The 20,199-nt window shown below is 71.7% G+C and carries 22 protein-coding genes; 6 read left to right on the top strand and 16 right to left on the bottom strand.

The genetic code is table 11. The annotated features are described in order from the left end of the window. Nucleotides 1-48 precede the first annotated feature (48 nt). The 3 genes from tilS to dacB form a co-directional block, all read right to left on the bottom strand. A complete protein-coding gene (gene tilS, locus ACFVFQ_RS30160) occupies nucleotides 49-1,056 on the bottom strand; it encodes a tRNA lysidine(34) synthetase TilS (RefSeq protein WP_383422072.1) in 1,008 nt (335 codons plus the stop codon). Nucleotides 1,057-1,253: 197 nt separating this feature from the next. Beyond that, complete coding sequence (locus ACFVFQ_RS30155; protein WP_383422069.1) at nucleotides 1,254-2,426, bottom strand: zinc-dependent metalloprotease; 1,173 nt, start codon at nucleotides 2,424-2,426, stop codon at nucleotides 1,254-1,256. 180 nt (nucleotides 2,427-2,606) lie between these two features. Further along, complete coding sequence (gene dacB, locus ACFVFQ_RS30150) at nucleotides 2,607-4,205, bottom strand: D-alanyl-D-alanine carboxypeptidase/D-alanyl-D-alanine-endopeptidase (RefSeq protein WP_383422110.1); 1,599 nt, start codon at nucleotides 4,203-4,205, stop codon at nucleotides 2,607-2,609. A gap of 101 nt (nucleotides 4,206-4,306) precedes the next feature. Between dacB and ACFVFQ_RS30145 the strand changes: the two genes are divergently transcribed. Continuing rightward, nucleotides 4,307-4,798 carry an inorganic diphosphatase gene (locus ACFVFQ_RS30145; protein WP_016570635.1) on the top strand — a complete coding sequence of 164 codons (492 nt, stop codon included), beginning with the start codon at nucleotides 4,307-4,309 and terminating at the stop codon, nucleotides 4,796-4,798. A gap of 110 nt (nucleotides 4,799-4,908) precedes the next feature. On the opposite strand, the gene ACFVFQ_RS30140 is transcribed toward ACFVFQ_RS30145, so the two are convergent. Both ACFVFQ_RS30140 and ACFVFQ_RS30135 read right to left on the bottom strand, forming a co-directional pair. Next, nucleotides 4,909-6,594 carry a threonine/serine exporter ThrE family protein gene (locus ACFVFQ_RS30140; RefSeq protein ID WP_383422067.1) on the bottom strand — a complete coding sequence of 562 codons (1,686 nt, stop codon included), beginning with the start codon at nucleotides 6,592-6,594 and terminating at the stop codon, nucleotides 4,909-4,911. A 617-nt stretch (nucleotides 6,595-7,211) separates the two neighbouring features. Next, nucleotides 7,212-7,913, bottom strand: a complete 702-nt coding sequence (locus tag ACFVFQ_RS30135) for a DedA family protein (RefSeq protein WP_383422065.1) — start codon at nucleotides 7,911-7,913, stop codon at nucleotides 7,212-7,214. A gap of 283 nt (nucleotides 7,914-8,196) precedes the next feature. Between ACFVFQ_RS30135 and ACFVFQ_RS30130 the strand changes: the two genes are divergently transcribed. Then, nucleotides 8,197-8,565, top strand: a complete 369-nt coding sequence (locus ACFVFQ_RS30130; protein ID WP_274914223.1) for a YbjQ family protein — start codon at nucleotides 8,197-8,199, stop codon at nucleotides 8,563-8,565. A gap of 74 nt (nucleotides 8,566-8,639) precedes the next feature. Here ACFVFQ_RS30130 and ACFVFQ_RS30125 read toward each other — a convergent pair whose 3' ends face one another. Further along, nucleotides 8,640-9,398, bottom strand: coding sequence for a MerR family transcriptional regulator (locus ACFVFQ_RS30125; protein WP_383422063.1), 759 nt, complete (start codon nucleotides 9,396-9,398; stop codon nucleotides 8,640-8,642). A gap of 121 nt (nucleotides 9,399-9,519) precedes the next feature. Between ACFVFQ_RS30125 and leuE the strand changes: the two genes are divergently transcribed. The 3 genes from leuE to ACFVFQ_RS30110 all read left to right on the top strand — a co-directional run bounded on the left by leuE (nucleotide 9,520) and on the right by ACFVFQ_RS30110 (nucleotide 12,388). After that, nucleotides 9,520-10,206 (top strand): leucine efflux protein LeuE, encoded by a 687-nt coding sequence (leuE, locus tag ACFVFQ_RS30120; protein ID WP_383422061.1) that lies wholly within the window; start codon nucleotides 9,520-9,522, stop codon nucleotides 10,204-10,206. Nucleotides 10,207-10,335: 129 nt separating this feature from the next. Then, nucleotides 10,336-10,959 carry an NAD(P)H:quinone oxidoreductase gene (gene wrbA / locus ACFVFQ_RS30115; protein ID WP_383422059.1) on the top strand — a complete coding sequence of 208 codons (624 nt, stop codon included), beginning with the start codon at nucleotides 10,336-10,338 and terminating at the stop codon, nucleotides 10,957-10,959. Nucleotides 10,960-10,975: 16 nt separating this feature from the next. Then, nucleotides 10,976-12,388: a glutamate decarboxylase gene (locus ACFVFQ_RS30110; protein ID WP_383422057.1), complete on the top strand. Its 1,413-nt coding sequence runs from the start codon at nucleotides 10,976-10,978 to the stop codon at nucleotides 12,386-12,388. Nucleotides 12,389-12,412: 24 nt separating this feature from the next. Here ACFVFQ_RS30110 and ACFVFQ_RS30105 read toward each other — a convergent pair whose 3' ends face one another. The 4 genes from ACFVFQ_RS30105 to ACFVFQ_RS30090 form a co-directional block, all read right to left on the bottom strand. After that, nucleotides 12,413-13,045 carry a PadR family transcriptional regulator gene (locus tag ACFVFQ_RS30105; protein WP_383422055.1) on the bottom strand — a complete coding sequence of 211 codons (633 nt, stop codon included), beginning with the start codon at nucleotides 13,043-13,045 and terminating at the stop codon, nucleotides 12,413-12,415. 75 nt (nucleotides 13,046-13,120) lie between these two features. Further along, nucleotides 13,121-13,669, bottom strand: coding sequence for a DinB family protein (locus ACFVFQ_RS30100; RefSeq protein WP_383422053.1), 549 nt, complete (start codon nucleotides 13,667-13,669; stop codon nucleotides 13,121-13,123). A gap of 149 nt (nucleotides 13,670-13,818) precedes the next feature. Beyond that, entirely contained in the window at nucleotides 13,819-15,276 is a 1,458-nt protein-coding gene (locus tag ACFVFQ_RS30095) for an aldehyde dehydrogenase family protein (protein WP_383422050.1), read from the bottom strand. A gap of 67 nt (nucleotides 15,277-15,343) precedes the next feature. Continuing rightward, nucleotides 15,344-16,207 (bottom strand): helix-turn-helix domain-containing protein, encoded by an 864-nt coding sequence (locus ACFVFQ_RS30090; protein WP_383422048.1) that lies wholly within the window; start codon nucleotides 16,205-16,207, stop codon nucleotides 15,344-15,346. Nucleotides 16,208-16,523: 316 nt separating this feature from the next. On the opposite strand from ACFVFQ_RS30090, the gene ACFVFQ_RS30085 reads away from it, so the two are divergent. Next, complete coding sequence (locus ACFVFQ_RS30085) at nucleotides 16,524-17,033, top strand: ATP-binding protein (RefSeq protein WP_383422046.1); 510 nt, start codon at nucleotides 16,524-16,526, stop codon at nucleotides 17,031-17,033. 76 nt (nucleotides 17,034-17,109) lie between these two features. Here ACFVFQ_RS30085 and ACFVFQ_RS30080 read toward each other — a convergent pair whose 3' ends face one another. The 6 genes from ACFVFQ_RS30080 to ACFVFQ_RS30055 form a co-directional block, all read right to left on the bottom strand. Then, nucleotides 17,110-17,349, bottom strand: coding sequence for a DUF397 domain-containing protein (locus tag ACFVFQ_RS30080; RefSeq protein ID WP_366332451.1), 240 nt, complete (start codon nucleotides 17,347-17,349; stop codon nucleotides 17,110-17,112). Nucleotides 17,350-17,465: 116 nt separating this feature from the next. After that, complete coding sequence (locus ACFVFQ_RS30075; protein WP_383422044.1) at nucleotides 17,466-17,948, bottom strand: SRPBCC domain-containing protein; 483 nt, start codon at nucleotides 17,946-17,948, stop codon at nucleotides 17,466-17,468. Beyond that, a complete protein-coding gene (locus tag ACFVFQ_RS30070) occupies nucleotides 17,945-18,316 on the bottom strand; it encodes a metalloregulator ArsR/SmtB family transcription factor (RefSeq protein ID WP_383422041.1) in 372 nt (123 codons plus the stop codon). The genes ACFVFQ_RS30075 and ACFVFQ_RS30070 overlap by 4 nt, the downstream gene beginning before the upstream one ends. A gap of 108 nt (nucleotides 18,317-18,424) precedes the next feature. Further along, nucleotides 18,425-18,661 carry a 30S ribosomal protein S18 gene (gene rpsR / locus ACFVFQ_RS30065; protein WP_383422039.1) on the bottom strand — a complete coding sequence of 79 codons (237 nt, stop codon included), beginning with the start codon at nucleotides 18,659-18,661 and terminating at the stop codon, nucleotides 18,425-18,427. Between the two features lie 129 nt (nucleotides 18,662-18,790). Continuing rightward, the gene (locus ACFVFQ_RS30060) at nucleotides 18,791-19,939 is read right to left on the bottom strand and encodes a CobW family GTP-binding protein (protein ID WP_383422037.1); all 1,149 of its coding nucleotides are present in this window, start codon (nucleotides 19,937-19,939) and stop codon (nucleotides 18,791-18,793) included. Next, the gene (locus ACFVFQ_RS30055) at nucleotides 19,939-20,193 is read right to left on the bottom strand and encodes a type B 50S ribosomal protein L31 (RefSeq protein ID WP_274914241.1); all 255 of its coding nucleotides are present in this window, start codon (nucleotides 20,191-20,193) and stop codon (nucleotides 19,939-19,941) included. Before ACFVFQ_RS30055 ends, ACFVFQ_RS30060 begins: the two co-directional genes overlap by 1 nt. Nucleotides 20,194-20,199 lie beyond the last annotated feature (6 nt).

Here is a 20,199-nt window from a genome sequence, read left to right as displayed (position 1 = left end):
GCGGGAACCGGTCGCGAGATCACTGGGCAGGGCTCGATCTCCTGCGGCTCAGCCCTGCCGAATGACCAGTCTGCCACCCTGCCGTCGCACACCCACGCGCCCGGGGAGGTTGATGGCCCCCTGCCCCCGCCAAGCCGTGATCAGCCGGTCGACTTCCTCGATGTGCCGGGCGAAGAGCGAACCAGCCGGCGAACCGGCCGCGATGACCGCCCGGCGCAGCACCCGGCGACGCACCGCGGCGGGCAACGCGAAGAGCCCGGCGACGTCGAGGGTGCCGGCCTCGTCGAGCACCGCGGCCTCGGCCTCGGCGGCCCAGCCGTCCAGCGCGTCGGCGTCGTCACGGGAGAGCTGGGCGGTCCGCGCCAGGGCCTCGACGACGCCCTTGCCGAGGCACTTCTCCAGGGCGGGCAACCCTTCGTGCCGCAGTCGTGAACGGGTGTAGGCGGGGTCGGTGTTGTGGGGATCGTCCCAGACGGGCAGCGCCTGGATGAGGCATGCCGTACGGGCGGTCTGCCGGTCGACGTCCAGGAACGGGCGGCGGTAGCGGCCATCGGTCCCGGTGGTCGCGGCCATTCCGGAGAGCGAGCGGATCCCGGAGCCGCGGGCCAGCCCCAACAGGACGGTCTCCGCCTGGTCGTCGCGGGTGTGGCCGAGGAGGACCGCGCTGGCGCCGTGGCGGTCGGCGGCGGCGTCCAGGGCGGCGTAGCGGGCGTCCCGGGCGGCCGCCTCGGGGCCGCCGGTCCGGCCCACCTCGACGCCGACGACGTCGACGGGGTCCAGCTTGAGGGCTCGCAGTCGCAGGGCGACCTCGGCGGCACGGAGGGCGGAGCCTTCCTGGAGGCCGTGATCGATCGTCACGCCCCCGGCGCGGACGCCCAGTTTCGGGGCTTCGAAGGCGAGGGCGGAGGCCAGCGCCATGGAATCGGCGCCGCCGGAGCAGGCGACGAGCACGAGCGGCGTCTCGTGCCGGTCCTGCGCGCAGTGGTGGTTGAGCACGTCGTGGAGTACGCGGCGGACCGCCAGGCGTATCGCGGCGACCGCTGGATGGGGACCCATGTCCGTTTCCAATCGTTCAGCTGGGGGGGGCGAGCCTCGGGCCGTGGACGACACTTCGTCACACAGAGTGCCTAGATGGTGACAGAGGCGAGCAGTTCCCCGAGCATTGCACGCCTATCCATCGGTCACGGTCCCTCAGACGGGTGATTGAAGGGGCGCTCTTCTGCCGCGCGGCGTGCCCAGCTCGCGCCGTGCGCTTACGGTGCCCCGTCCGCCTTCCGGTGCACCCGCGCGACCCAGTCCGCCGGTTTGGCGATCTCCTGTTTGGTGGGGAGGGTGTTCGGCGACGTCCAGATGCGGTTGAAGCCGTCCATGCCGACCTCCTCGACGACCGAGCGCACGAAGCGCTCGCCGTCACGGTACTGCCGGAGTTTGGCATCGAGTCCCAGCAACCTGCGCAGCGCCTGGTCCAGCCGGCCCGCACCACTGGCCCGCCGCTTCTGGAACTTCTCCCGGATCTCCGCCACCGAGGGCACCACCTCCGGCCCCACCCCGTCCATGACGAAGTCGGCGTGCCCCTCCAGCAGCGACATCACTGCCGTCAGTCGGGCGAGGATCTCCCGCTGCGCGGGCGTCTGCACCAGGTCCACCAGCGACCGGCTCTCGTCGCCCGCCTCGCCCTCCGGCTTGGCGCCGGCCAGCGACTGGGCGGCCTCCCGCAGCCGCTCCAGCAGCGTCCCCGGGTCGATGTCGGTCTCCGCGAGGAAGGACTGGATCTCCCCCTCGATGTGGTCCCGCAGCCATGGCACGGCGCTGAACTGGGTCCGGTGGGTCTCCTCGTGCAGGCAGACCCACAGCCGGAAGTCGTGCGGCGCCACGTCGAGTTCGCGCTCCACGTGGACGATGTTCGGCGCCACCAGCAGCAGCCGGCCGCCCTGCGTACCGGCCGGCAGGTTGCGCGAGGCCGGGGCGAACGTCTCGTACTGCCCGAGCACCCGCGAGGCCAGGAACGACAGCAGCATGCCCAGCTCGACGCCGGTGACCTTGCCGCCGACCGCGCCGAGCACCGCGCCACCGGGCGTCGAGGATCGCCGGTCCTCCATCTTGGCGAGCAGCGGCTTCAGCACCGCCCGGAACCCGGCGACGTTGGCCCGGATCCAGCCGGGCCGGTCCACCACCAGGACCGGGGTGTCGTGCGGGGACGGCTCGGTCGTGGCCGCGTCGCCGTCCGGCGCCGCCTCCACCCCCGGCGGGGCCATCCGGGTGAAGCCGCGGACGTGTGCCTCGGACGACTTGGCGTGCCGACGTAGCTCGGCGACGATCGCCCGCGCCTCGTCCCGGCTGACGTCCGGCCCCGGCCGCACGAAGCGGGTCGCGGTCGCCACCGCGAGGTTCCAGTCGACCATCTCGGTTCCACCGATGCTCGTCATGGGTTCACCGTACGGGGGTGGGGGGCTGCGGGGTAGCCGGTCGCCTGCGGCGGGCGGCTTCCCACGTCGTCGGCGTGGCCGCCGTGGGGGTTGCTGTCCTTGCGCCTGCGGCGCGGGGGCCGCTGCGCGGGGCTGTCGGGGTGCGGGGACGGGCCTCCGGGCGGGATTCGGTGAACGGGCTTAGCGGCAGCCGCAGTTGGCGATGGTGGAGGCCATGCGGTCCAGGGCCTTCTGGGCGGACTGGGGGTCGGTGGTGCCGGTGGTCATGAAGGCGAAGGCAAGGAGGCGGCCGTCGGCGTCGACGACGGTGCCGGCGAGGGTGTTGACGCCGGTGAGGGTGCCGGTCTTGGCGCGTACGGTGCCGGCGCCGGCGGTGTCGCCGACGTAGCGGCCGCTGAGGGTGCCGGTGAAGGCGGCCACCGGGAGGCCGGTGACGACCGGGCGGAGCTCGGGCTTGGCGGGGGCGGCGGCGAGCAGCAGGAGGTGGGAGAGGAGGTTCGCGGAGACCTTGTCGTCGCGGTTCAGGCCACTGCCGTCCTCGAAGACCGCGCCGGCGAGCGGGAGATGCTGGGCGGCCAGCGCGTTGTGCACCGCCTTGGCCGCGCCGTCGAAGCTGGCGGGCTGGTGCGCGCCGAGCGCGGCCTGACGGGCCAGCGCCTCGGCGATGTCGTTGTCGCTGTAGGTCAGCATCCGCTCGACGAGGGCGGAGAGCGGGAGGGAGTGGACGGCGGCGATCCGGCCGGCGTTCTTGGGGGCCCGGGCCTCTTCGGGGTCGCCGCTGACGGTGATGCCGCGCTCCTTGAGGAGGTCCGCGAAGGTGTGGGCGGCGTCGGCGGCCGGGTCGGTGGAGCGCGGCGCGGGGCCGTGGTCGCTGTCGTCGAGCCGGGCCTCGTCGGTCATCAGGGCGGTGACCGGGGCGAGGTTCTCGTTGGGGCCGATGGGGTGCTGGACGGGGCCCGCGTAGGCGCCGGTGTCGTAGCCGAGGCCGACGGTGGTGAGCTTGCGCTGCTTGAGGGCGCGGGCGGTGGCGTCGGCGAGGTCGCGCAGGCTGGCCGGTCGCTCGCCGGGGCCGGGGCGGGACGGCCGGGCGGTGAGGGTCGGATCGCCGCCGCCGACCAGGACGATCCGGTCCCTGCCGGCCAACACCACGCCGGTGTCGATGCGGTGCTCGGCACCGCGCAGCGAGAGCGCGGCCACCGCGGTGGCCAGCTTGACCGTCGAGGCGGGGGTGGCCGGGGCGTCCGGCTGCTCGCCGAAGACCTGCCGGCCGGCCGCGACGTCCACGACGGACGCGGACCGCAGCGGGCCCAGCGCCGGGTCCGTCAGCAGCGGCGTCAGCGCGTCGGCCAGCCCCGCGTCGGTGGGCACCGGCGCCGCGCCGCGGCCCGCCGGGCCCCGCGCCGGCCCGCCGAGCGCGGTCAGCACGGCCGGCGCGCTGGGCGCCGGCCCGGGTGCCCGGCCGTCATCGTGATGCTCGCCACCTGTCGCCGGACCGGGGACCGCGGCCGCCCGCTCGGCCGTACGCTGACCGGAGTCCCACGGCCCGGCCGCCGCCACCGCGACGACCGCGACCGCCAGACCGGTGGCAGCGGACACCGCGGTCAGCTGCCAGGTCTGCCGCGTGTGCCGCGGTGCGGCCTGCCACGCCTGCCGGGCGGCGTCCGACGTCGCGTGCGCGGTGCGCTGTGCGGACCGCGCCGCGCTGCGCGCGCAGCCCCCGGCCCGGCGTGCCGCCAGCCGCGCGGAACGCTGCGCCGATTGCCATCTGACCTGCCACATTCGGGTCTCGGGCACTTCGGACCAGCCCCTTTCGCCACCACACACCTGCGTGGGGGACACTTAATCACCAGACGTATGTGTTGATCATGGAGGAGCCACCCGTGGAGTTCGACGTCACCATCGAGATCCCGAAGGGTTCGCGGAACAAGTACGAGGTGGACCACGAGACCGGTCGGATCCGCCTGGACCGTCGACTCTTCACCTCGACCAGCTACCCGGCCGACTACGGCTTCGTCGAGGACACCCTCGGCGAGGACGGCGACCCGCTGGACGCGCTGGTCATCCTGGACGAGCCGACCTTCCCCGGTTGCCTCATCAAGTGCCGCGCCATCGGCATGTTCCGCATGACGGACGAGGCCGGCGGCGACGACAAGCTGCTGTGCGTCCCCGCCTCGGACCCGCGCGTCGAGCACCTCCGCGACATCCACCACGTCTCGGAGTTCGACCGCCTGGAGATCCAGCACTTCTTCGAGGTCTACAAGGACCTGGAGCCCGGCAAGTCCGTCGAGGGCGCCAACTGGGTCGGCCGCACCGACGCCGAGGCCGAGATCGAGCGCTCCTACAAGCGCTTCGAGGCGCAGGGCGGGCACTGACCCGACCGGAGCCGATCCGGCGGGGCACACCCACCGGCGCGCTCTGATTTCCGTACGCGAACGGGCGGCCCCCATCTGGGGGCCGCCCGTCGTGCGTGTCGCGGGTCGGGCTAGAACCCTCGGGTCCGCTTGGCCGCGCGGCGCCCGCCGGCCGCCTCGGTGATCCCGGGCGCCCGCAGGAACAGCCGGGCGACCTCACCACCGAGGTTGACCCCGACGGCGATCGCCAGCGCCAGCGAGGCGGCCTTGATCAGCGACGAGAAGCCCTCCAGCAGGTTGCCCTGGGCGAAATTGAGCAGCCCGAAGTAGGTCGCGCTACCGGGGAGCAGCGGCCCGATCGCCGCCGTCACGTAGGGCAGCGCCGAGGCGTAGCGGTACCGGGAGAGCAACTGGCCGAAGAGGCCGACGAGTCCGGCGGCGATGGCGGTGGAGGGCACCGCGTTGAAGCCGGCCCGGAAGGTCAGCACCCCGTACACCACCCATGCGACCCCGCCGTTTATGGTCGCGAACGCCACGGTGTGGCGCTCCTGTTGGAGCAGCACGCAGAACGCCAGCGCCAGCAGCATCGACGCCACGATCTGCACCACCGGCTCGTTGTAGACCTGCAACGCCTGCTGCGGGTGGAGCCGTTGGAGGCCGGGGTCGGCCTGGAGTCCGACGTAGAGCACGGACAGCACGCCGACGACGATGCCGACGATCAGGTAGCCGACCTCCAGCAGTCGCGCGGAGGCGGTGATGTAGTAGCCGGTCAGCCCGTCCTGGACGCTGGCGACCAGCGCCCGCCCCGGGATCAGCGCGAACAGCCCACCGGTGATGACCGCGGAGAACTGCACGTTGGAGTGCGTCAGCCCGAAGGCCAGCCCGATCGCGGCCGGCGGCATCGCCGCGACCACGAACTGGTAGAACTCCGGCAGCCCGCGCCCCGACGCCAACCAGGCCAGCCGGTCGCCGAGCATCGAGCCGATCGCCGCCGCGACGAACACCAGCAGCCCACCGCCGACCAGCATGGACGCCGCGCCGGACAGCAGCCCCGAGGCCACCGTCAGCGCCCAGCTCGGATACGGGTGCCGATTACGGCGTATCTCCGCCAGCCCGCGGTACGCCTCCTCCAGGCTGATCCCTTCCGACGTGATCTCGTCGACCAGTCGGAAGACCGCCGAGAGCCGGGTGTAGTCCACCCCGCGCCGCCGCACCGTCCGGCTGGCGGTGAGCGGATCGTCGATCAGCGACGGCTGGTACGAGATCGACAGCAGGGTGAAGGTGACGGTCGGCTCGACCCGCTCCAGCCCGTAGGCGTGCGCGACGCCGAACATCGCCGCCTCGACGTCCTCGGCGCCCTCGCCGCCGGCCAGCAGAATCTCCCCGATACGCAGCGTCAGGTCCAGGACACGGGGGACGGCGGGGCCACCACCCTCCTCCTCGACCCGCTCGACGCGCTCGGGGACCGGCCGCTCGTGGATCGGCATCCGCAGCATGGTGCGCATCCGGTCCTGCCACGGCGCTTCCTTGGTCAGGCTGAGCACCGGGATGCCATGCGGCGGCGTGAACGCCGGCAACAGCGACTGCCCGGTGGTGCTCCCCGGCCGCGCGAACGCCGACCCCTCGGGCTCGGCCGGCGTCTCCGGCAGCAGCCCCTCCGGCAGTGCGAACTCCGAAGTGGGGTGCTCCTCCTCGGGCGGCGGTGGCAACGGAACGCCCAGCGGCGGGGTGAAGGCGCTGCGCACCTCGTCCGGTTGCGGCTTGCGCTCCTCCTCCGAGGTGCCGTTGCCGTTGCTGCGTGGTGAATCCGACGCCACGTCTCTCCGCTCCTCGTTCCTACGCCTCCCGCCGACGGGTCATGCACACGATGCCGCATCCCGGGACACCGCGCTCCCCCGGGGCCCCTCCCCCTTTCCGACTCCCCTGCAGAACCGCCCACCTGGGCCCCCGCAGCCGTCGCCCCGCCCAAAGTCCTTCTATCGATGGACACCCGCCGAACGGCCTCCGCGTACCCCCAGACGTACCGGACATGTAGCCGGAGTACGTACGAACTCGGCGGCCGGCCCACGGACGGCAAGCCGGCAACGACGCACGCCGACAGCCGGAGAGCCGGCGGACGGGACGGGCCGACAGCTATCTGACGGCTGGACCGACCCACCGGCGGAAAGTCGGCAACGGCGCGGGCCGGAGGGGATGTCCCGGGGTGCGCCCGCAGGATCTGGAGCAAAGCCCCGGGCATTCCTCATCTACAGACCAGAGGCGCCCGCACCGAGGACGTACCCCGGGACAGCCCCTCCGGCCCCACCCCGTAAGGGAACCCGCAAGGGGCCCGCCCCCACCAAGCCGCAGGCAAACAATCAAGCCAAACAAGCCACCCACGACGGGAAAGCCAAAAAGAAAGCCGGGCCCAAAAAATCACGGGCCCAGCGCAGCGTCACCGCTTGGCGTGCCGCCCCCGGCCCTGCGACCGTCCCGCGACCGCCGGCGCCTCGGCCACCGCACCCGCCGGCGCCTTCTTCGCCTTGCTCCGCGCCCGCAGAAACTCGATGACCACCGGCACCACGGAGATCAGCACGATCGCCACGAGGATCAGCTCGATGTTCTTGTGCACGAACTCGACGTTGCCCAGCGCGGCGCCCAGCAGCGTCACCCCGGCCCCCCACAACGTCCCCCCGATGACGTTGAAGGTGATGAAGGAGCGGTAGTTCATCCCGCTCACGCCCGCGATGATCGGCGTGAACGTCCGCACGATCGGCACGAAACGGGCCAGGATCAACGACTTGGGGCCGTGCTTCTCGAAGAAGGCGTGCGCCTTCTCGACGTTCTCCTGCTTGAACAGCCGGGAGTCCGGCCGCTTGAACAGCGACGGCCCGACCTTCCGCCCGAAGAGGTATCCGGCCTGGTCACCCAGCACGGCCGCCAGCACCACCAGCACGCACACCAGCCACAGCGGCTTGTCCAGCTTGTTCGCCGTCACCATCAGACCGGTGGTGAACAGCAGTGAGTCACCCGGCAGGAAGAAGCCGATCAGCAGCCCGGACTCCGCGAAGACGATGAGCAGGACGCCGATCAGGCCGAAATTCGCGATCAAGAAGTCCGAGTTCAGCCACTGGGGACCGAGCGCGAGAGTATTCACGGGGTGAAGGCTCCTGGGTCGAGGGCGCCCGGCTCGCGCGGTGCGACGAGCGGAAGCAAGGGGCAGGCGCAGTGTGCGGCCCAAAGCTATCAACGCACTATGACGCCTCGTGGTTCCAGCCGCGCACCCGGGCCACCCACCCCACGGCCCGGCCCCACACCGCCCCGGGCCACCCCGACCGCCCCCGACGCCCCGCACCGGCGCCCCACCCGACCGCCCCCGACCGCTGGCTGGCCCCGCCACCCCAGGTGATCCTGGCCGCAACGACAGGAAGGTACGGGTCATGGGCATCGAGGAGTACGGCGGCGGACAACTGGCGCAGTCGGACGTCCTGGTCGTGACGACCAACGACGTGCCGGGTTTTCACGTGAAGCAGGTGATCGGCGAGGTCTTCGGCCTCACCGTCCGTTCCCGACACCTCGGCAGCCAGATCGGCGCGGGCCTGAAGTCGATGATCGGTGGTGAGCTGCGCGGGCTCACCAAGACCCTCGTCCAGACCCGCAACCAGGCCATGGAGCGGCTGGTGGAACAGGCCCGCTCCCGCGGCGCCAACGCGGTCCTGATGTTCCGCTTCGACGTCACCGAGGCCGCGGACGTCGGCACCGAGGTCTGCGCCTACGGCACGGCCGTGGTCCTGGAACCCCAGGGCTGACGCCGGCCGTTCGGCCCGTCACACGCGCCCGCCGTCGCACACGCCCGCCGTCACGCGTTGCGCACCGCACACCATCACGCGTTCCGCACCGCGTTCGCCAGCATCGCGTCCCGCATGTAGACCGCCAGCCCCGGCCGGATCGCCTCGTAGGTGGCGGTGAACCGCTCGTCCGCGACGTACATCTCGCCGAGCCCGGTGTGGATCTCGTAGCTGCACTCGTAGTAGCCGCGGCCGATGAACCGCCGGTGTTCCTCGGCGACGTCCATCGCCGCCTCGGACTCGGCCGGTACGCCCCGCGCGAGCAGCCCCGCCATCTTCTGGTGGATGGCGTCGAACTCCTCCTTCAGCCGCTGCCAGTCCTCCTTGGTGTACGCCGCGGTCCGGCGCTGCGACTCCTTGTAGGGGTCGGTGCCGCCCCAGCGCCGCTCCGCCTCCGCGGCGTACGCGTCGGGGTCGAAGTCGCCGAAGACCTCGAACTTCTCCTCCGGAGTAAGCCGTACGTTCATCCTGCGTGCCTCCATTGCGTGTTCGACGGCGGCGGCCATCTTCCGGAGCTTCTCGATCCGCGTGCTCAGCAACTCGTGCTGGCGCCGCAGGTGTTCCTGCGGGTCCGCGGCCGGGTCGTCCAGGAGGGCCGCCACCTCGTCGAGCGGAAAGCCCAATTCCCGGTAGAACAGGATCTGTTGGAGCCGGTCCAGGTCGGCGTCGCCGTAGCGCCGGTGACCGGCGCGGCTGCGCTCGCCGGGGACCAACAGCCCGATCTCGTCGTAGTGGTGCAGGGTGCGCACCGTGACGTTGGCGACATCGGCGACCTGGCCTACCGAATAACTCACTTCCGCTCCCTCGTCGGTCGTCGGTACGCGCTTCACGATGGGTCCTCACGCCGCGTGAGGTGCAAGTCCGGATGGTGAAAAGCCGGTGAGGCGGCCGAGGGGCGGGTGAGATCCTCCGCGCATGCTCGGAATAACGGATCTGCCCACGTATCTGGCGGGCCTCGCCCTGATCATCCTGCTGCCGGGACCGAATTCGCTGTACGTCGTCTCGGTGGCCGCCCGGCGCGGCCGCCGGGTCGCGTACCGGGCCGCGGCGGGCGTGGTGTGCGGCGACACGGTGCTGATGACGCTGTCCGCGGGCGGGGTGGCCTCGCTGCTGAAGGCCAGTCCGGTGCTGTTCGGCGTCGTGAAGTTCGCCGGCGCGGGCTATCTGACGTGGCTGGCCGTCGGGATGCTGCGCGGCGCCTGGTCGCTGTGGCGCGGCGGTCGGGCGTCCCGCAGGGCCCTGCGGGAGCAGGCCACCGGGGCGACGGAGGGGGCGGACGGGGCGCCCAAGGCGGCCGCCGAACGGCCGTTCCGCCGGGCGCTGGTGGTCAGTCTGCTCAACCCGAAGGCGATCCTGTTCTTCATCTCCTTCTTCGTGCAGTTCGTCGACCCCTCTTATGCGCACCCGGTGCTGTCGTTCCTGGCGCTGGGCGCCTGGGCGCAGTTGTTCAGCCTCAGCTATCTGTCGCTGCTGATCTTCGGCGGGACGTACCTGGCGGCGACCTTCCGCCGCCGCAAGCGGCTGACGGCCGGGCTGTCCGCGGGCGCCGGCGCCGCCTTCCTCGGCTTCGCCGCGAAGCTGTCGCTGGCCAGCGCGGGCTGACGGCGAAGGAACGCAAAGCCCCGAGCGGGCCGGGTCCAAGGGGCCCGGCCCGCTCGCGCTTCCACTGGGCGAACCCTGGAGGCCGGCCACCCCCTATGCCCCTATTGTCGGGTTTCAGGAGGTGCGTCCATGCCCGTGCACGACGTCAACGTCGCCGTCATCTACTACTCAGCGACCGGCACCGTCGCCGAGTTGGCCCGGCTGCTCGCCGACGCCGCCGAGCACGCGGGCGCCGACGTGCGGCTGCGCCGGGTCGCCGAGCTCGCCCCGCAGTCCGCCATCGACACCAACCCCGCCTGGGCGGCCAACGTCACCGCCACCGCGGACATCCTGGAGGCCACCCACGACGACGTGCTCTGGGCCGACGCGGTGCTGCTCGGCTCCCCCACCCGCTTCGGCAACGTCGCCTCCCAGCTCAAGCAGTTCCTGGACACCCTGGGCGGCCTCTGGCAGCAGGGCCGGCTGGCCGACAAGGTCTACAGCGGCTTCACCGCCTCCGCCACCCAGCACGGCGGCCAGGAGTCCACCCTCCTGGCGCTCTACCACACCGTCCACCACTTCGGCGGCATCCTCATCGCCCCCGGTTACACGGACCCGGCGAAGTTCACCGACGGCAATCCGTACGGCACTTCGCACGTCGGCGGCCCGGACACCCCGCTCGACGCCCCCGCCCGCACCGCCGCCCGCGTCCAGGCGGAGCGCGTGGTGAAGTTCGCCAAGGCCATCAAGGCCGGCCTGCACGCCGCGAGTTGAGAGAGGGCCGCAGCAGATGACGCTCCACAAAGGCGCCTTGGACCGCGACCGCCGGCGCACCCACCCGGTCAACCCCTTCTACGGGGAGGCCGACCCGGTCGCCGGGATGGACACCGAGCCGCCGCGGCGCACCCTCCCCGACGGCCCGCTCGCGCCGCACGCCGCCTACCAGTTCGTCCACGACGAGCTGATGCTGGACGGCAACGCCCGGCTCAACCTCGCCACCTTCGTCACCACGTGGATGGAGCCGCAGGCCGACGTCCTGCTGGCGGAGTGCCGGGACAAGAACATGATCGACAAGGACGAGTACCCGCGCACCGCCGAACTGGAGCGGCGGTGCGTGGCGATGCTCGCCGACCTGTGGCACGCGCCCGACCCGAGCGCCACCATCGGCTGCTCCACCACCGGCTCCAGCGAGGCGTGCATGCTCGCCGGCCTGGCCCTCAAGCGCCGTTGGGCGGCCCGCAACCGCGACCGCTATCCCGCCGCCGCCCGCCCCAACCTCGTCATGGGCGCCAACGTCCAGGTCTGCTGGGAGAAGTTCTGCAACTTCTGGGAGGTCGAGGCTCGCCAAGTGCCCATGGACGGCGAGCGGTTCCACCTCGACGCGGAGCGGGCCGTCGCGCTCTGCGACGAGAACACCATTGGCGTCGTCGCCATCCTCGGGTCCACCTTCGACGGCTCCTACGAGCCGGTGGCACACATCTGCGGGGCGCTCGACGCGCTCCAGGAGCGCACCGGCCTGGACGTCCCGGTCCATGTGGACGGCGCGTCCGGCGCCATGATCGCCCCGTTCCTCGACCCGGACCTGGTGTGGGACTTCCGCCTGCCCCGGGTGGCCTCGATCAACACCTCCGGCCACAAGTACGGCCTGGTCTACCCCGGCGTCGGCTGGGCGCTGTGGCGCGACCAGGACGCGCTCCCCGAGGAGTTGATCTTCCGCGTCAACTATCTGGGCGGCGAGATGCCCACCTTCGCCCTCAACTTCTCCCGCCCCGGCGCCCAGGTCGCCGCCCAGTACTACACCTTCCTGCGGCTGGGCCGGGAGGGCTACCGCGCCGTCCAGCAGGCCACCCGCGACGTGGCCCGCTCGCTGGCCGAACGGATCGCGGCGCTGGGCGACTTCCGGCTGCTGACCCACGGCGACCAACTACCGGTCTTCGCCTTCACCACCGCCGACGGCGTCACCGCCTTCGACGTCTTCGACGTGTCCCGGCGGATGAAGGAGCGCGGCTGGTTGATCCCCGCCTACACCTTCCCGCCCGACCGCCAGGACCTCTCGGTGCTGCGGGTGGTCTGCCGCAACGGCTTCTCCATGGACCTCGCCGACCTCTTCATCGCCGACCTGGAGCAGCTGCTCACCGAACTCCGCCGCCAGCCAAGCCCGTTGGGCCGCCCGGAGAACGTCGCCACGGCCTTCCACCACTGACGCCCCGCGGGCCCCTCCCGCCCGTCAGTCCGCGTCCGCGTCCCCCGTCGCGTACGGGTTGCGCTCCCCCTCCGCGAGCACGCCGACGAACGGTTCCCCCTCGCCCGCGAAGACGTACGCCCCGCCCTCGATCCGCTCGATCAGCCCGCGCGTCCAGGCCGCGCCGCTGTCCGAGCCGTGCACCCACATCCGCATGATCTCGCCGATGTGGCCGAGCCGTTCGGGCCCCTCCTCGGGCAGGTAGGACGAGGTGACGGTGGCCCGCCACTCCGTCAGCGCCCGGACCCGCTCCTTGAGCAGCGCCACCGCCTCGTCCCGCGGCAGATCGACCATGAAGCCGATCCCGGCGCTCATCAGGTCGGTCCTCGGGTCGCGCTGGGAGAGCGCCGCCCGCAGCAGCGCGAAGTACTCCGCCTCGCCCTCGGGCGTCAGCTCGTACTCGGTGCGCGGCGGACCGCCGGCGGTGCTGGGCGCCACGTCGTGGGCGTGCAGCAGCCCCTGCTTCGCCAGTTGCTTCAGCGCGTGGTAGATCGACCCGGGCTTGGCGTTGGACCACTCGTGCGCGCCCCAGAAGTCCAGGTCGTTGCGGATCTGATAGCCGTGCGCCCGGCCGTGCTGCCGCACGGCCCCCAGCACCAGCAGCCGGATCGCCGACATCACCACCCCAATCCGGGAGCGCCTCGTGCACGCGCCCTGCCGCCAGCCTAGAGCGCCGGCCGCGGGGGCCGCCGGTCACCCCTCCCGGGCCGCCCGCTCCCGGTCCACCAGCTCGAAGGCCGTCGCGCCGTCCAGGGATTCCCGGACGACGTCGGCGTGGCCCGCGTGCCGGGCGGTCTCCTCGATCAGGTGCAGCAGCAGCCAACGCATCGACTGCCGGGCGCCCTTGGGGTACCACGGGGCCTCGGGCAGCGCGAAGGTGTCGTCGAGGCTCGCCACGGAGCGGATGAACTTCTCCGTGCCGACCGCGACCTCGTCCCAGAACGCCAGCATCCCCGCGACGGTCTCGCCGTCCTGGAGCTGGAAGCTCAGATGCCAGTTGCTCTGATCGCGCGGGATGACGGGTTCCTGTCCCTGCGCCATCCCCACCCAGCGCTGCTCGACCTCCGCGAGGTGCTTGATCAGCCCGCCCACCGACAACTCGCTGGCGCTGGGCCGCTGGTTGGCCTGCTCGTCGGTCAGCCCGAGGGCCGCCCGCCGCACCCCGCCGCGCTGCGCCTGAAGGAAGGCCAGCAGCGCGCCGCGCTCGTCACCGGGGGCCTCGGCAGGGACAAAAGTGGGCATGGGATCACCTTTCGTAGCGCCGGCCGCTCGGGCGTCGCGGTGGGCCGGTACCGAACCGCCCGGCCGCCTTCCGGCACTCCGCACGCTACGGACCGCCTAGGACGGGACGTGTCCTATATCCGGGCGGCCTGCTGTCCCGGGGCGGCCTGCTACAGCGGGAATACCGACCGCCCGTGCTGGATCGACACCCACTTCTGGGTCGTGAACGCCTCGACCGTGGACTCGCCGTTCAGCCGCCCGATCCCGGAGAACTTCTCGCCGCCGAAGGCCACTTGCGGCTCGTCGTGCACCGTCCCGTCGTTGACGTGGATCATCCCGGTCTCTATCCGCTGGGCGATCCGCGCCCCGCGCTCCACATCGGCGGTGTGCACCGCCCCGCTGAGCCCGTAGGGGGTGTCGTTGGCTATCCGCACCGCCTCGTCCTCGCCGTCGAACGGCACCAGCAGCGCCACCGGCCCGAACAGCTCCTGGCCGTGCAGGGCGGAGTCCGTCGGCAGTCCGGCCAGCACGGTCGGCTCGACGAGATTGCCCTCCGTACGGCCGCGCAGCAGCGCGGTGGCCCCCTCCGCGACGGCCCGGTCGACCAGCGAGGTCAGCGACTCCGCCTGGAAGGTGTTGATGAGCGGGCCGATCTGGGTGCGCGGATCGCGCGGGTCGCCGGTCCGCAGCGCCGCCACCTTGGCCACGAACTTCTCGGTGAACTCGGCCTCCACCGCACGGTCCAGCAGCACCTTGTTGGCGGCCATGCAGACCTGGCCCTGGTAGACGAAGCGGCTGAAGACCGCGGCGTCCACCGCGTAGTCGACATCGGCGTCGTCCATCACGATCAGCGCGCTGTTGCCGCTGAGTTCGAGGATCACCCGCTTGAAGTGCCCGGCGCTGACCGCCGCGACGTGCCGGCCGACCTTGTCCGACCCGGCGAACGAGATCACCCGGGGCACCGGGTGCTCGATCAGCGCGTCCCCGATCTCCGCGATGTCGGTGACCAGGACGTTGAGCAAACCGGCCGGCAGCCCCGCGTCCTGGAACAGCTTGGCGATCAACCCACCGCCGGTGATGGGGGTGTTCTGGTTGGGCTTGATGACCACGGCGTTGCCCAGCGCCAGCGCCGGCGCCACGGACTTCATCGAGATCAGGAACGGGAAGTTGAACGGGCTGATCACCCCGATCACCCCGGCCGGCCGGGTGTAGACGCGGTTCTCCTTGCCGTCCACCGGCGAGGGGAGGATCCGGCCCTGCGGCCGCAGCGCGAGCTGGATCGCCTCGCGGACGAACTCCTTGGCGAGCCGGACCTCGTACTGGGCCTTGATCCGGGTGCCGCCCAGCTCCAGGACGAGCGCGTCGGCGATCTCGTCCTCGTGCTCCTCGATCAGGCGCAGCAGCCGCTCGGTGACCTGCCGCCGCTCGTAGGGGTTGCGCAACGCCCAGTCCCGCTGCGCCCGTTCGGCAGCGCGGTAGGCCGCATCGACCTGGTCCACGCCGGCGACCGTGATCGACGCCAGCTTCTCCTGGTCGTAGGGGTTGAAATCGATGATGTCCCACGAGCCACTGCCGGCCCGCCACTCACCGTCGATGAACTGGTAGGCCAGGTCTGCGAAGAAGGACATGGCATCCCTACTCTGTGCGGCACTGCTCTGCGGGGGGGGGCTGATCCAGCGTCATCCTACTGCTGGGTCACGTGAGTTGGAGGAGTCCCCGCAGCAGATCCCGGGTCTCCGACGGGTTCGGACTGTCCTCCTGGAGCTGATCCATCGCCCGCTCGTACTGGGCGACCTCCTCCGCCTTGTCCACATAGAGGGCGCTGGTGAGCTGCTCCAGATAGACCACGTCGGATAGATCGGACTCCGGGAAGCGCAGCATGGTGAACGACCCGCTCTCCCCCGCATGCCCACCGAAGTTGAACGGCATCACCTGGAGCCGCACATTGGGCTGCTCCGAGATGTCGATCAGATGCTTCAACTGGCCCCGCATCACGGCCCGTCCGCCGTACGGGCGGCGCAGCGCGGCCTCGTCCAGGACGCAGTGCAGCTGGGGCGCCCGCTCCGATATCAGCAGCTTCTGCCGCTCCTGGCGCAGCGCCACCCGGCGCTGGATGTCGGCCGCCGACGCGCCCTGCATGCCGCGCGAGACCACCGCGTGCGCGTACTCCTCGGTCTGCAACAGCCCGTGGACGAACTGCACTTCGTAGACGCGGATGTGGGAGGCCGCCCCCTCCAGACCCACATACGTCTGGAACCATCCGGGGAGCACGTCGCTGTAACTGTGCCACCAGCCCGCGACGTTCGCCTCCTTGGCCAATGCGAGCAGCGCCTCGCGCTCCCGCTCGTCGCTCACGCCGTAGAGCGTGAGGAGATCTGCGACATCGCGTGCCTTGAAGCTCACCCTGCCCAACTCCATGCGGCTGATCTTCGATTCGGACGCACGGATCGAGTAGCCGGCCGCTTCACGGGTTATCCCGCGCGACTCACGCAGCCGACGGAGCTGGGATCCGAGCAGGATCCGCCGCACCACCGACCCGCCCGACTCACTTGCGGACACCTCTCTGACCCTCCTGTGACCCCACCCCGTCCAACAGTGGGGCGCAGTCTGCCATGTCCAGGCTTCATTCAGTGCTCATGTGGTTACTGATATGTGCGGCTCCCGCAAGCCCTCCACAAGAAAACACAGGAAGAATACGGCGCTTATGCGGCCAGCCCTACGCAATCACGTCAGCTGCACGTGCATCTGCCCTTGCATCTGTCCTACGCATTGGGAACCATGGGCGTCGCACGCATGCACGCTCGTGAAAGATCCGCCAGATCCCCCGGCTGACCGGCCTGGGTCATGACGTCCGCGAACGCCAGGAGTGCCTCGCATGGGGACCAAGGTTTCGACCATGCTCGATTTCGAGCCGTTATGGCAGGGCTTCCCTCCCGTCGACCCCTTGGCCGCCTCCGGTTCCGCGTCCTGCCCGCTCCCGCCGCACTACGAATCCGTCGGCGGCGCCCGGAAGTTCACCCGCGAGACACTCGCCGGCTGGGGCCTGGAGGACCTCTTCGACGGCGTCGGCCTGGTGGTCTCCGAGCTCGTCACCAACGCGCTGCGGCACGCGGTCCTCGCCGTCCCCGAACACCCGGACTTCGGCACCGACTTCGCGACGAACGGCCTGCCGGCCCGACTCCACCTGATGCGCTGGTCCTCCCGGCTCGTCTGCGCGGTGCGGGACCCCAGCGACGCCTCGCCGGAGGCCGGCGAGGCGGACTCCGCCGACGAATCGGGCCGCGGGCTCTATCTCGTGGACTCCTTCAGCGACAGCTGGGGTTGGCACCGGCTCCCCGGAGGCCGCCCCGGCAAGATCGTGTGGGCTCTCTTCCGGCTGCCGTGACGCCGGCCCGGCGCGGACCGCCGGCCCCTGGCACAACGGGCGCCCGCCATAAGGCGGGCGCCCGCTTTCGTGTGCGTCAGTCGCGCACCAGGTGGTCGAACTCCCCGTCCTTCACGCCCAACAGCATCGCCTCGACCTCGGCCGGCGTGTAGACCAGCGCCGGGCCGTCCGGGAAGCGGGAGTTGCGTACCGCTATGTCGCCCCCGGGCAGCTTCGCGAACTCCACGCAGGATCCCTGGGAGTTGCTGTGCCGACTCTTCTGCCAGCGCACGTCCCGGAGATCCGTTGCGGCCATGCCGTTGTATGCGTGGGGCACAGGGCTCTCCCGGTGGTGTACGCGGCGGTAACGGTGTCAACTGCCCGGGATCATAGCTGCGTTCACATGCCGATGCATGCGCAGATGCACGTGCACGACAGCCGGTGCCGGGTCGGTCACATTTTGTTGAGCACCTTCCCCAAAGCGTCCGTCACAATCGACCGCCAGCCGCCGCCCATGATGCGGTGCGCCTGCACCTGGTACGGGTCATCGGGGTCGAAGCCCTCGTGGACGAGGAAGAGACGCGTGCCGCGCCCTTCGGGTTCCAGGGTCCATGTGAGGGTCCAGTCGGCGCGGTTGCCCTGCCCCTCGTCGGCGTCCCGCCAGCGCAGCCGCAGCATCCGCTCGGCCTCGAAGGCGACGACCTCGGCGACGACCGTGCCGGAGAAGTTGCTGTTCGGCCGGGGCAGCGTCCGCATCTCGTAGAGGTGCCCGACCGCCAGCCGGAAATCGCCGGGCATCATCCACTGGGCGAGCAACTCCGGCTCGGTCAGCGCCCGCCAGACCTTGGCCGGCGGATGCGGCAGGAAGTGGTCGAGGCGGAGCGTCGTCGCGTCCGCCGGGTCGTCGTCGGGGGCCGGGAAACCGTGGGTGTTCATTGCGCCTCTTCGTGGGGGATGCGGTCGAGCAGCTCGGCCAGGCCCGCCAACTTCGCGCGCCAGAACCGCTCGTAGGGTCCGAGCCAGTCCTGCACCTCGCTCAGCGGCGCCGCCTCCAGGCGGTAGATCCGCTGCCGACCGGCCCGCTGCTCGCTCACCAGGCCGGCCTGGCGCAACACCTTCAGATGCTCGGACAGGCTCGGCCGGCTCATCGCGAAGTGCGCGGCCAGCCGCTGGACGGGCTGCGGTCCGTCGTCGCGCAGCAGGCGGAGCACCTCGCGCCGGGTGGCGTTGGCGAGCGCCGCGAAGACCCGGTCCTGGTCCGGTTCGGACGGGGCGGTGCGCGGCGGTACGGGAGCGGCGTTCACACCCGCAAAAATAGGTAGGAGTTTCCCTACGTGTCAAACGTAGGGAAACTCCTACCGGTCGCGAGGGGTGACGCCGGCTGCCGGGGGCGGTCCCTCGCGAGGCTCAGGTCACCGCGAGGAGTACGGCAGCAGCGCCATCTCCCGGGCGTTCTTGATCGCGCGGGCCAGCTGCCGCTGCTGCTGGGCGGAGACCCGGGTCACCCGGCGACTGCGGATCTTGCCGCGGTCCGAGATGAACTTCCGCAGCAGGTCGGTGTCCTTGTAATCGATGTAGGTGATGCCGGCCGCGTCCAGCGGGTTGGGACGCGGCCCGGCCTTGCGGCGCGGGTCGTGGCGACGGGGCATGACGGGGCTTCCTTCTACGGGCTACTGCGGGTTACTACGGGCGGAGGGTCCGGTTCCGGGCGGGAAATCGGCCGGTTCACGGGGGAGTTGACACGAAACGGCGTACGACGACCCAGGGGCGAGGGGGCGTCAGGACACGGGGTCGAGCAGTTCGTCGAAGGCGGGCGGCAGGCTCTTCCAGGCCGTCGGGCCGCCGGCGTACTCGGCGTCGGTGAGCAGGCAGGACTCCAACAGGTCGCGCAGCCCGTCGCGGTCCAGTCCGGGCGAGGTGAAGACCAGGTGCTGGCCGCGGTCCCCGTGCTCGGGGTGCCAGTCCAGCGCGGCGGCGGCACGGCGCATCGGCGGCACCATCTCCCAGGCCGCGTCCGGCAGCGCGGCCAGCCACGGCCCGGCGTTCTCCACGCACAGCGCCCCGCCCGCGGCGTCCCAGGACAGCAGCGTGTCCGGCCGGTCGGCCAGCCAGAAGCGGCCGCGGCTGCGCGCCGCCGCACAGCTCAGGTCCTCCAGGGCCGCGTAGAGCCGCCCGGGGTGGAAGGGCCGGTCGCCGCGCCAGACGTAGGTGGCCACGCCGGCCGCGTCGGCCTCCTGCGGCAGCAGCGCGCAGGCCGGGTGCTGCCGCAGCGCGGCCGCCTCCACGTCGAAGCCGGCCACCGCGGCGGCGGCCAACTCCGGGGAGTCCACGGCAACTTTGCGGGCCATCGGGTGCAGCTGCGCCAGCAGCGCGCGGTCGGCCTCGTCCGCGGCCTCCTCCCCCTCGGCCAGCGCCAGCACGGAGGGGTACTCCAGCTGGCGCGCCCAGGTGTCGGCGACCGTGCGCTGGTCGGAGGCGGCGGCCGCCAGGCCGGCCTCGGCCAGGTCGTCCCCGTTGGCGAGGTAGGGCAGCAGCAGCGCCGGGTCGACCGCCGTCAGCACCCCGGTCAGCGCCAGTCGCTCGCTGCCGCACGCCGTGACCACCTCGGCCATCGCCTTCGGCTCGACCGAGTCCCACAGCTCGACGATCGCCAGCCGGCAGGTCCGGCCCGCGGCCAGCCGCTCCAGCTCGGGCACGAGGTCCTCGCGCAGCGCACAGCAGGCGCAGTCGTTGACCAGCGGCGCCTCGCCGGCATCCAGCATGCCGCCGGCGTCCCGGACGGTGCGGCGCACCGTGCCGTCGGCCGCCGAGGCCAGGTCGTGGTGGAGGGCGACGCTGCCGGGGACGGTCCGCAGCAGCCGCTCGACGACGGCCCGCCGGGCGTCCGCGTGCAGCCCGCCCACCAGCACGACGCTCAGCCGCTCCATCAGCGGGCCCCGCGCTTGCCGTACCGGCGCTCGAACCGCTCGACCCGGCCGGCGGTGTCCAGCACCCGGGCGGTGCCCGTGTAGAAGGGGTGGCTCGCCGAGGAGATCTCGACGTCAACGACGGGGTAGGTGCGGCCGTCCTCCCACTCGATCGTCTTGTCGCTCGTCATCGTCGAGCGGGTCAGGAAGGCGAAGTCCCCGGCCCGGTCGCGGAAGACGACGGGCCCGTACGGGGGGTGGATTCCGTGCTGCATCGGACC

Origin of the sequence: Streptomyces sp. NPDC057743 (genome assembly GCF_042798755.1) — a bacterium.
Taxonomy (GTDB): domain Bacteria; phylum Actinomycetota; class Actinomycetes; order Streptomycetales; family Streptomycetaceae; genus Streptomyces.
This window is presented reverse-complemented; position numbering and strand designations above follow the sequence as displayed.

What these genes read in the sequence shown, in the direction of transcription:
- dacB (WP_383422110.1), bottom strand. Translation starts at nt 4,205, where the DNA reads ATGTGGCAGGTCAGATGGCAATCGGCGCAGCGTTCCGCGCGGCTGGCG.
- ACFVFQ_RS30105 (WP_383422055.1), bottom strand. Translation starts at nt 13,045, where the DNA reads ATGTCGGCGATCCGGCTGCTGGTGCTGGGGGCCGTGCGGCAGCACGGC.
- ACFVFQ_RS30055 (WP_274914241.1), bottom strand. Translation starts at nt 20,193, where the DNA reads ATGCAGCACGGAATCCACCCCCCGTACGGGCCCGTCGTCTTCCGCGAC.
- leuE (WP_383422061.1), top strand. Translation starts at nt 9,520, where the DNA reads ATGCTCGGAATAACGGATCTGCCCACGTATCTGGCGGGCCTCGCCCTG.
- rpsR (WP_383422039.1), bottom strand. Translation starts at nt 18,661, where the DNA reads ATGCCCCGTCGCCACGACCCGCGCCGCAAGGCCGGGCCGCGTCCCAAC.
- ACFVFQ_RS30155 (WP_383422069.1), bottom strand. Translation starts at nt 2,426, where the DNA reads ATGACGAGCATCGGTGGAACCGAGATGGTCGACTGGAACCTCGCGGTG.
- tilS (WP_383422072.1), bottom strand. Translation starts at nt 1,056, where the DNA reads ATGGGTCCCCATCCAGCGGTCGCCGCGATACGCCTGGCGGTCCGCCGC.
- ACFVFQ_RS30130 (WP_274914223.1), top strand. Translation starts at nt 8,197, where the DNA reads ATGGGCATCGAGGAGTACGGCGGCGGACAACTGGCGCAGTCGGACGTC.
- ACFVFQ_RS30095 (WP_383422050.1), bottom strand. Translation starts at nt 15,276, where the DNA reads ATGTCCTTCTTCGCAGACCTGGCCTACCAGTTCATCGACGGTGAGTGG.
- ACFVFQ_RS30110 (WP_383422057.1), top strand. Translation starts at nt 10,976, where the DNA reads ATGACGCTCCACAAAGGCGCCTTGGACCGCGACCGCCGGCGCACCCAC.
- ACFVFQ_RS30100 (WP_383422053.1), bottom strand. Translation starts at nt 13,669, where the DNA reads ATGCCCACTTTTGTCCCTGCCGAGGCCCCCGGTGACGAGCGCGGCGCG.
- ACFVFQ_RS30075 (WP_383422044.1), bottom strand. Translation starts at nt 17,948, where the DNA reads ATGAACACCCACGGTTTCCCGGCCCCCGACGACGACCCGGCGGACGCG.
- wrbA (WP_383422059.1), top strand. Translation starts at nt 10,336, where the DNA reads ATGCCCGTGCACGACGTCAACGTCGCCGTCATCTACTACTCAGCGACC.
- ACFVFQ_RS30085 (WP_383422046.1), top strand. Translation starts at nt 16,524, where the DNA reads ATGGGGACCAAGGTTTCGACCATGCTCGATTTCGAGCCGTTATGGCAG.
- ACFVFQ_RS30060 (WP_383422037.1), bottom strand. Translation starts at nt 19,939, where the DNA reads ATGGAGCGGCTGAGCGTCGTGCTGGTGGGCGGGCTGCACGCGGACGCC.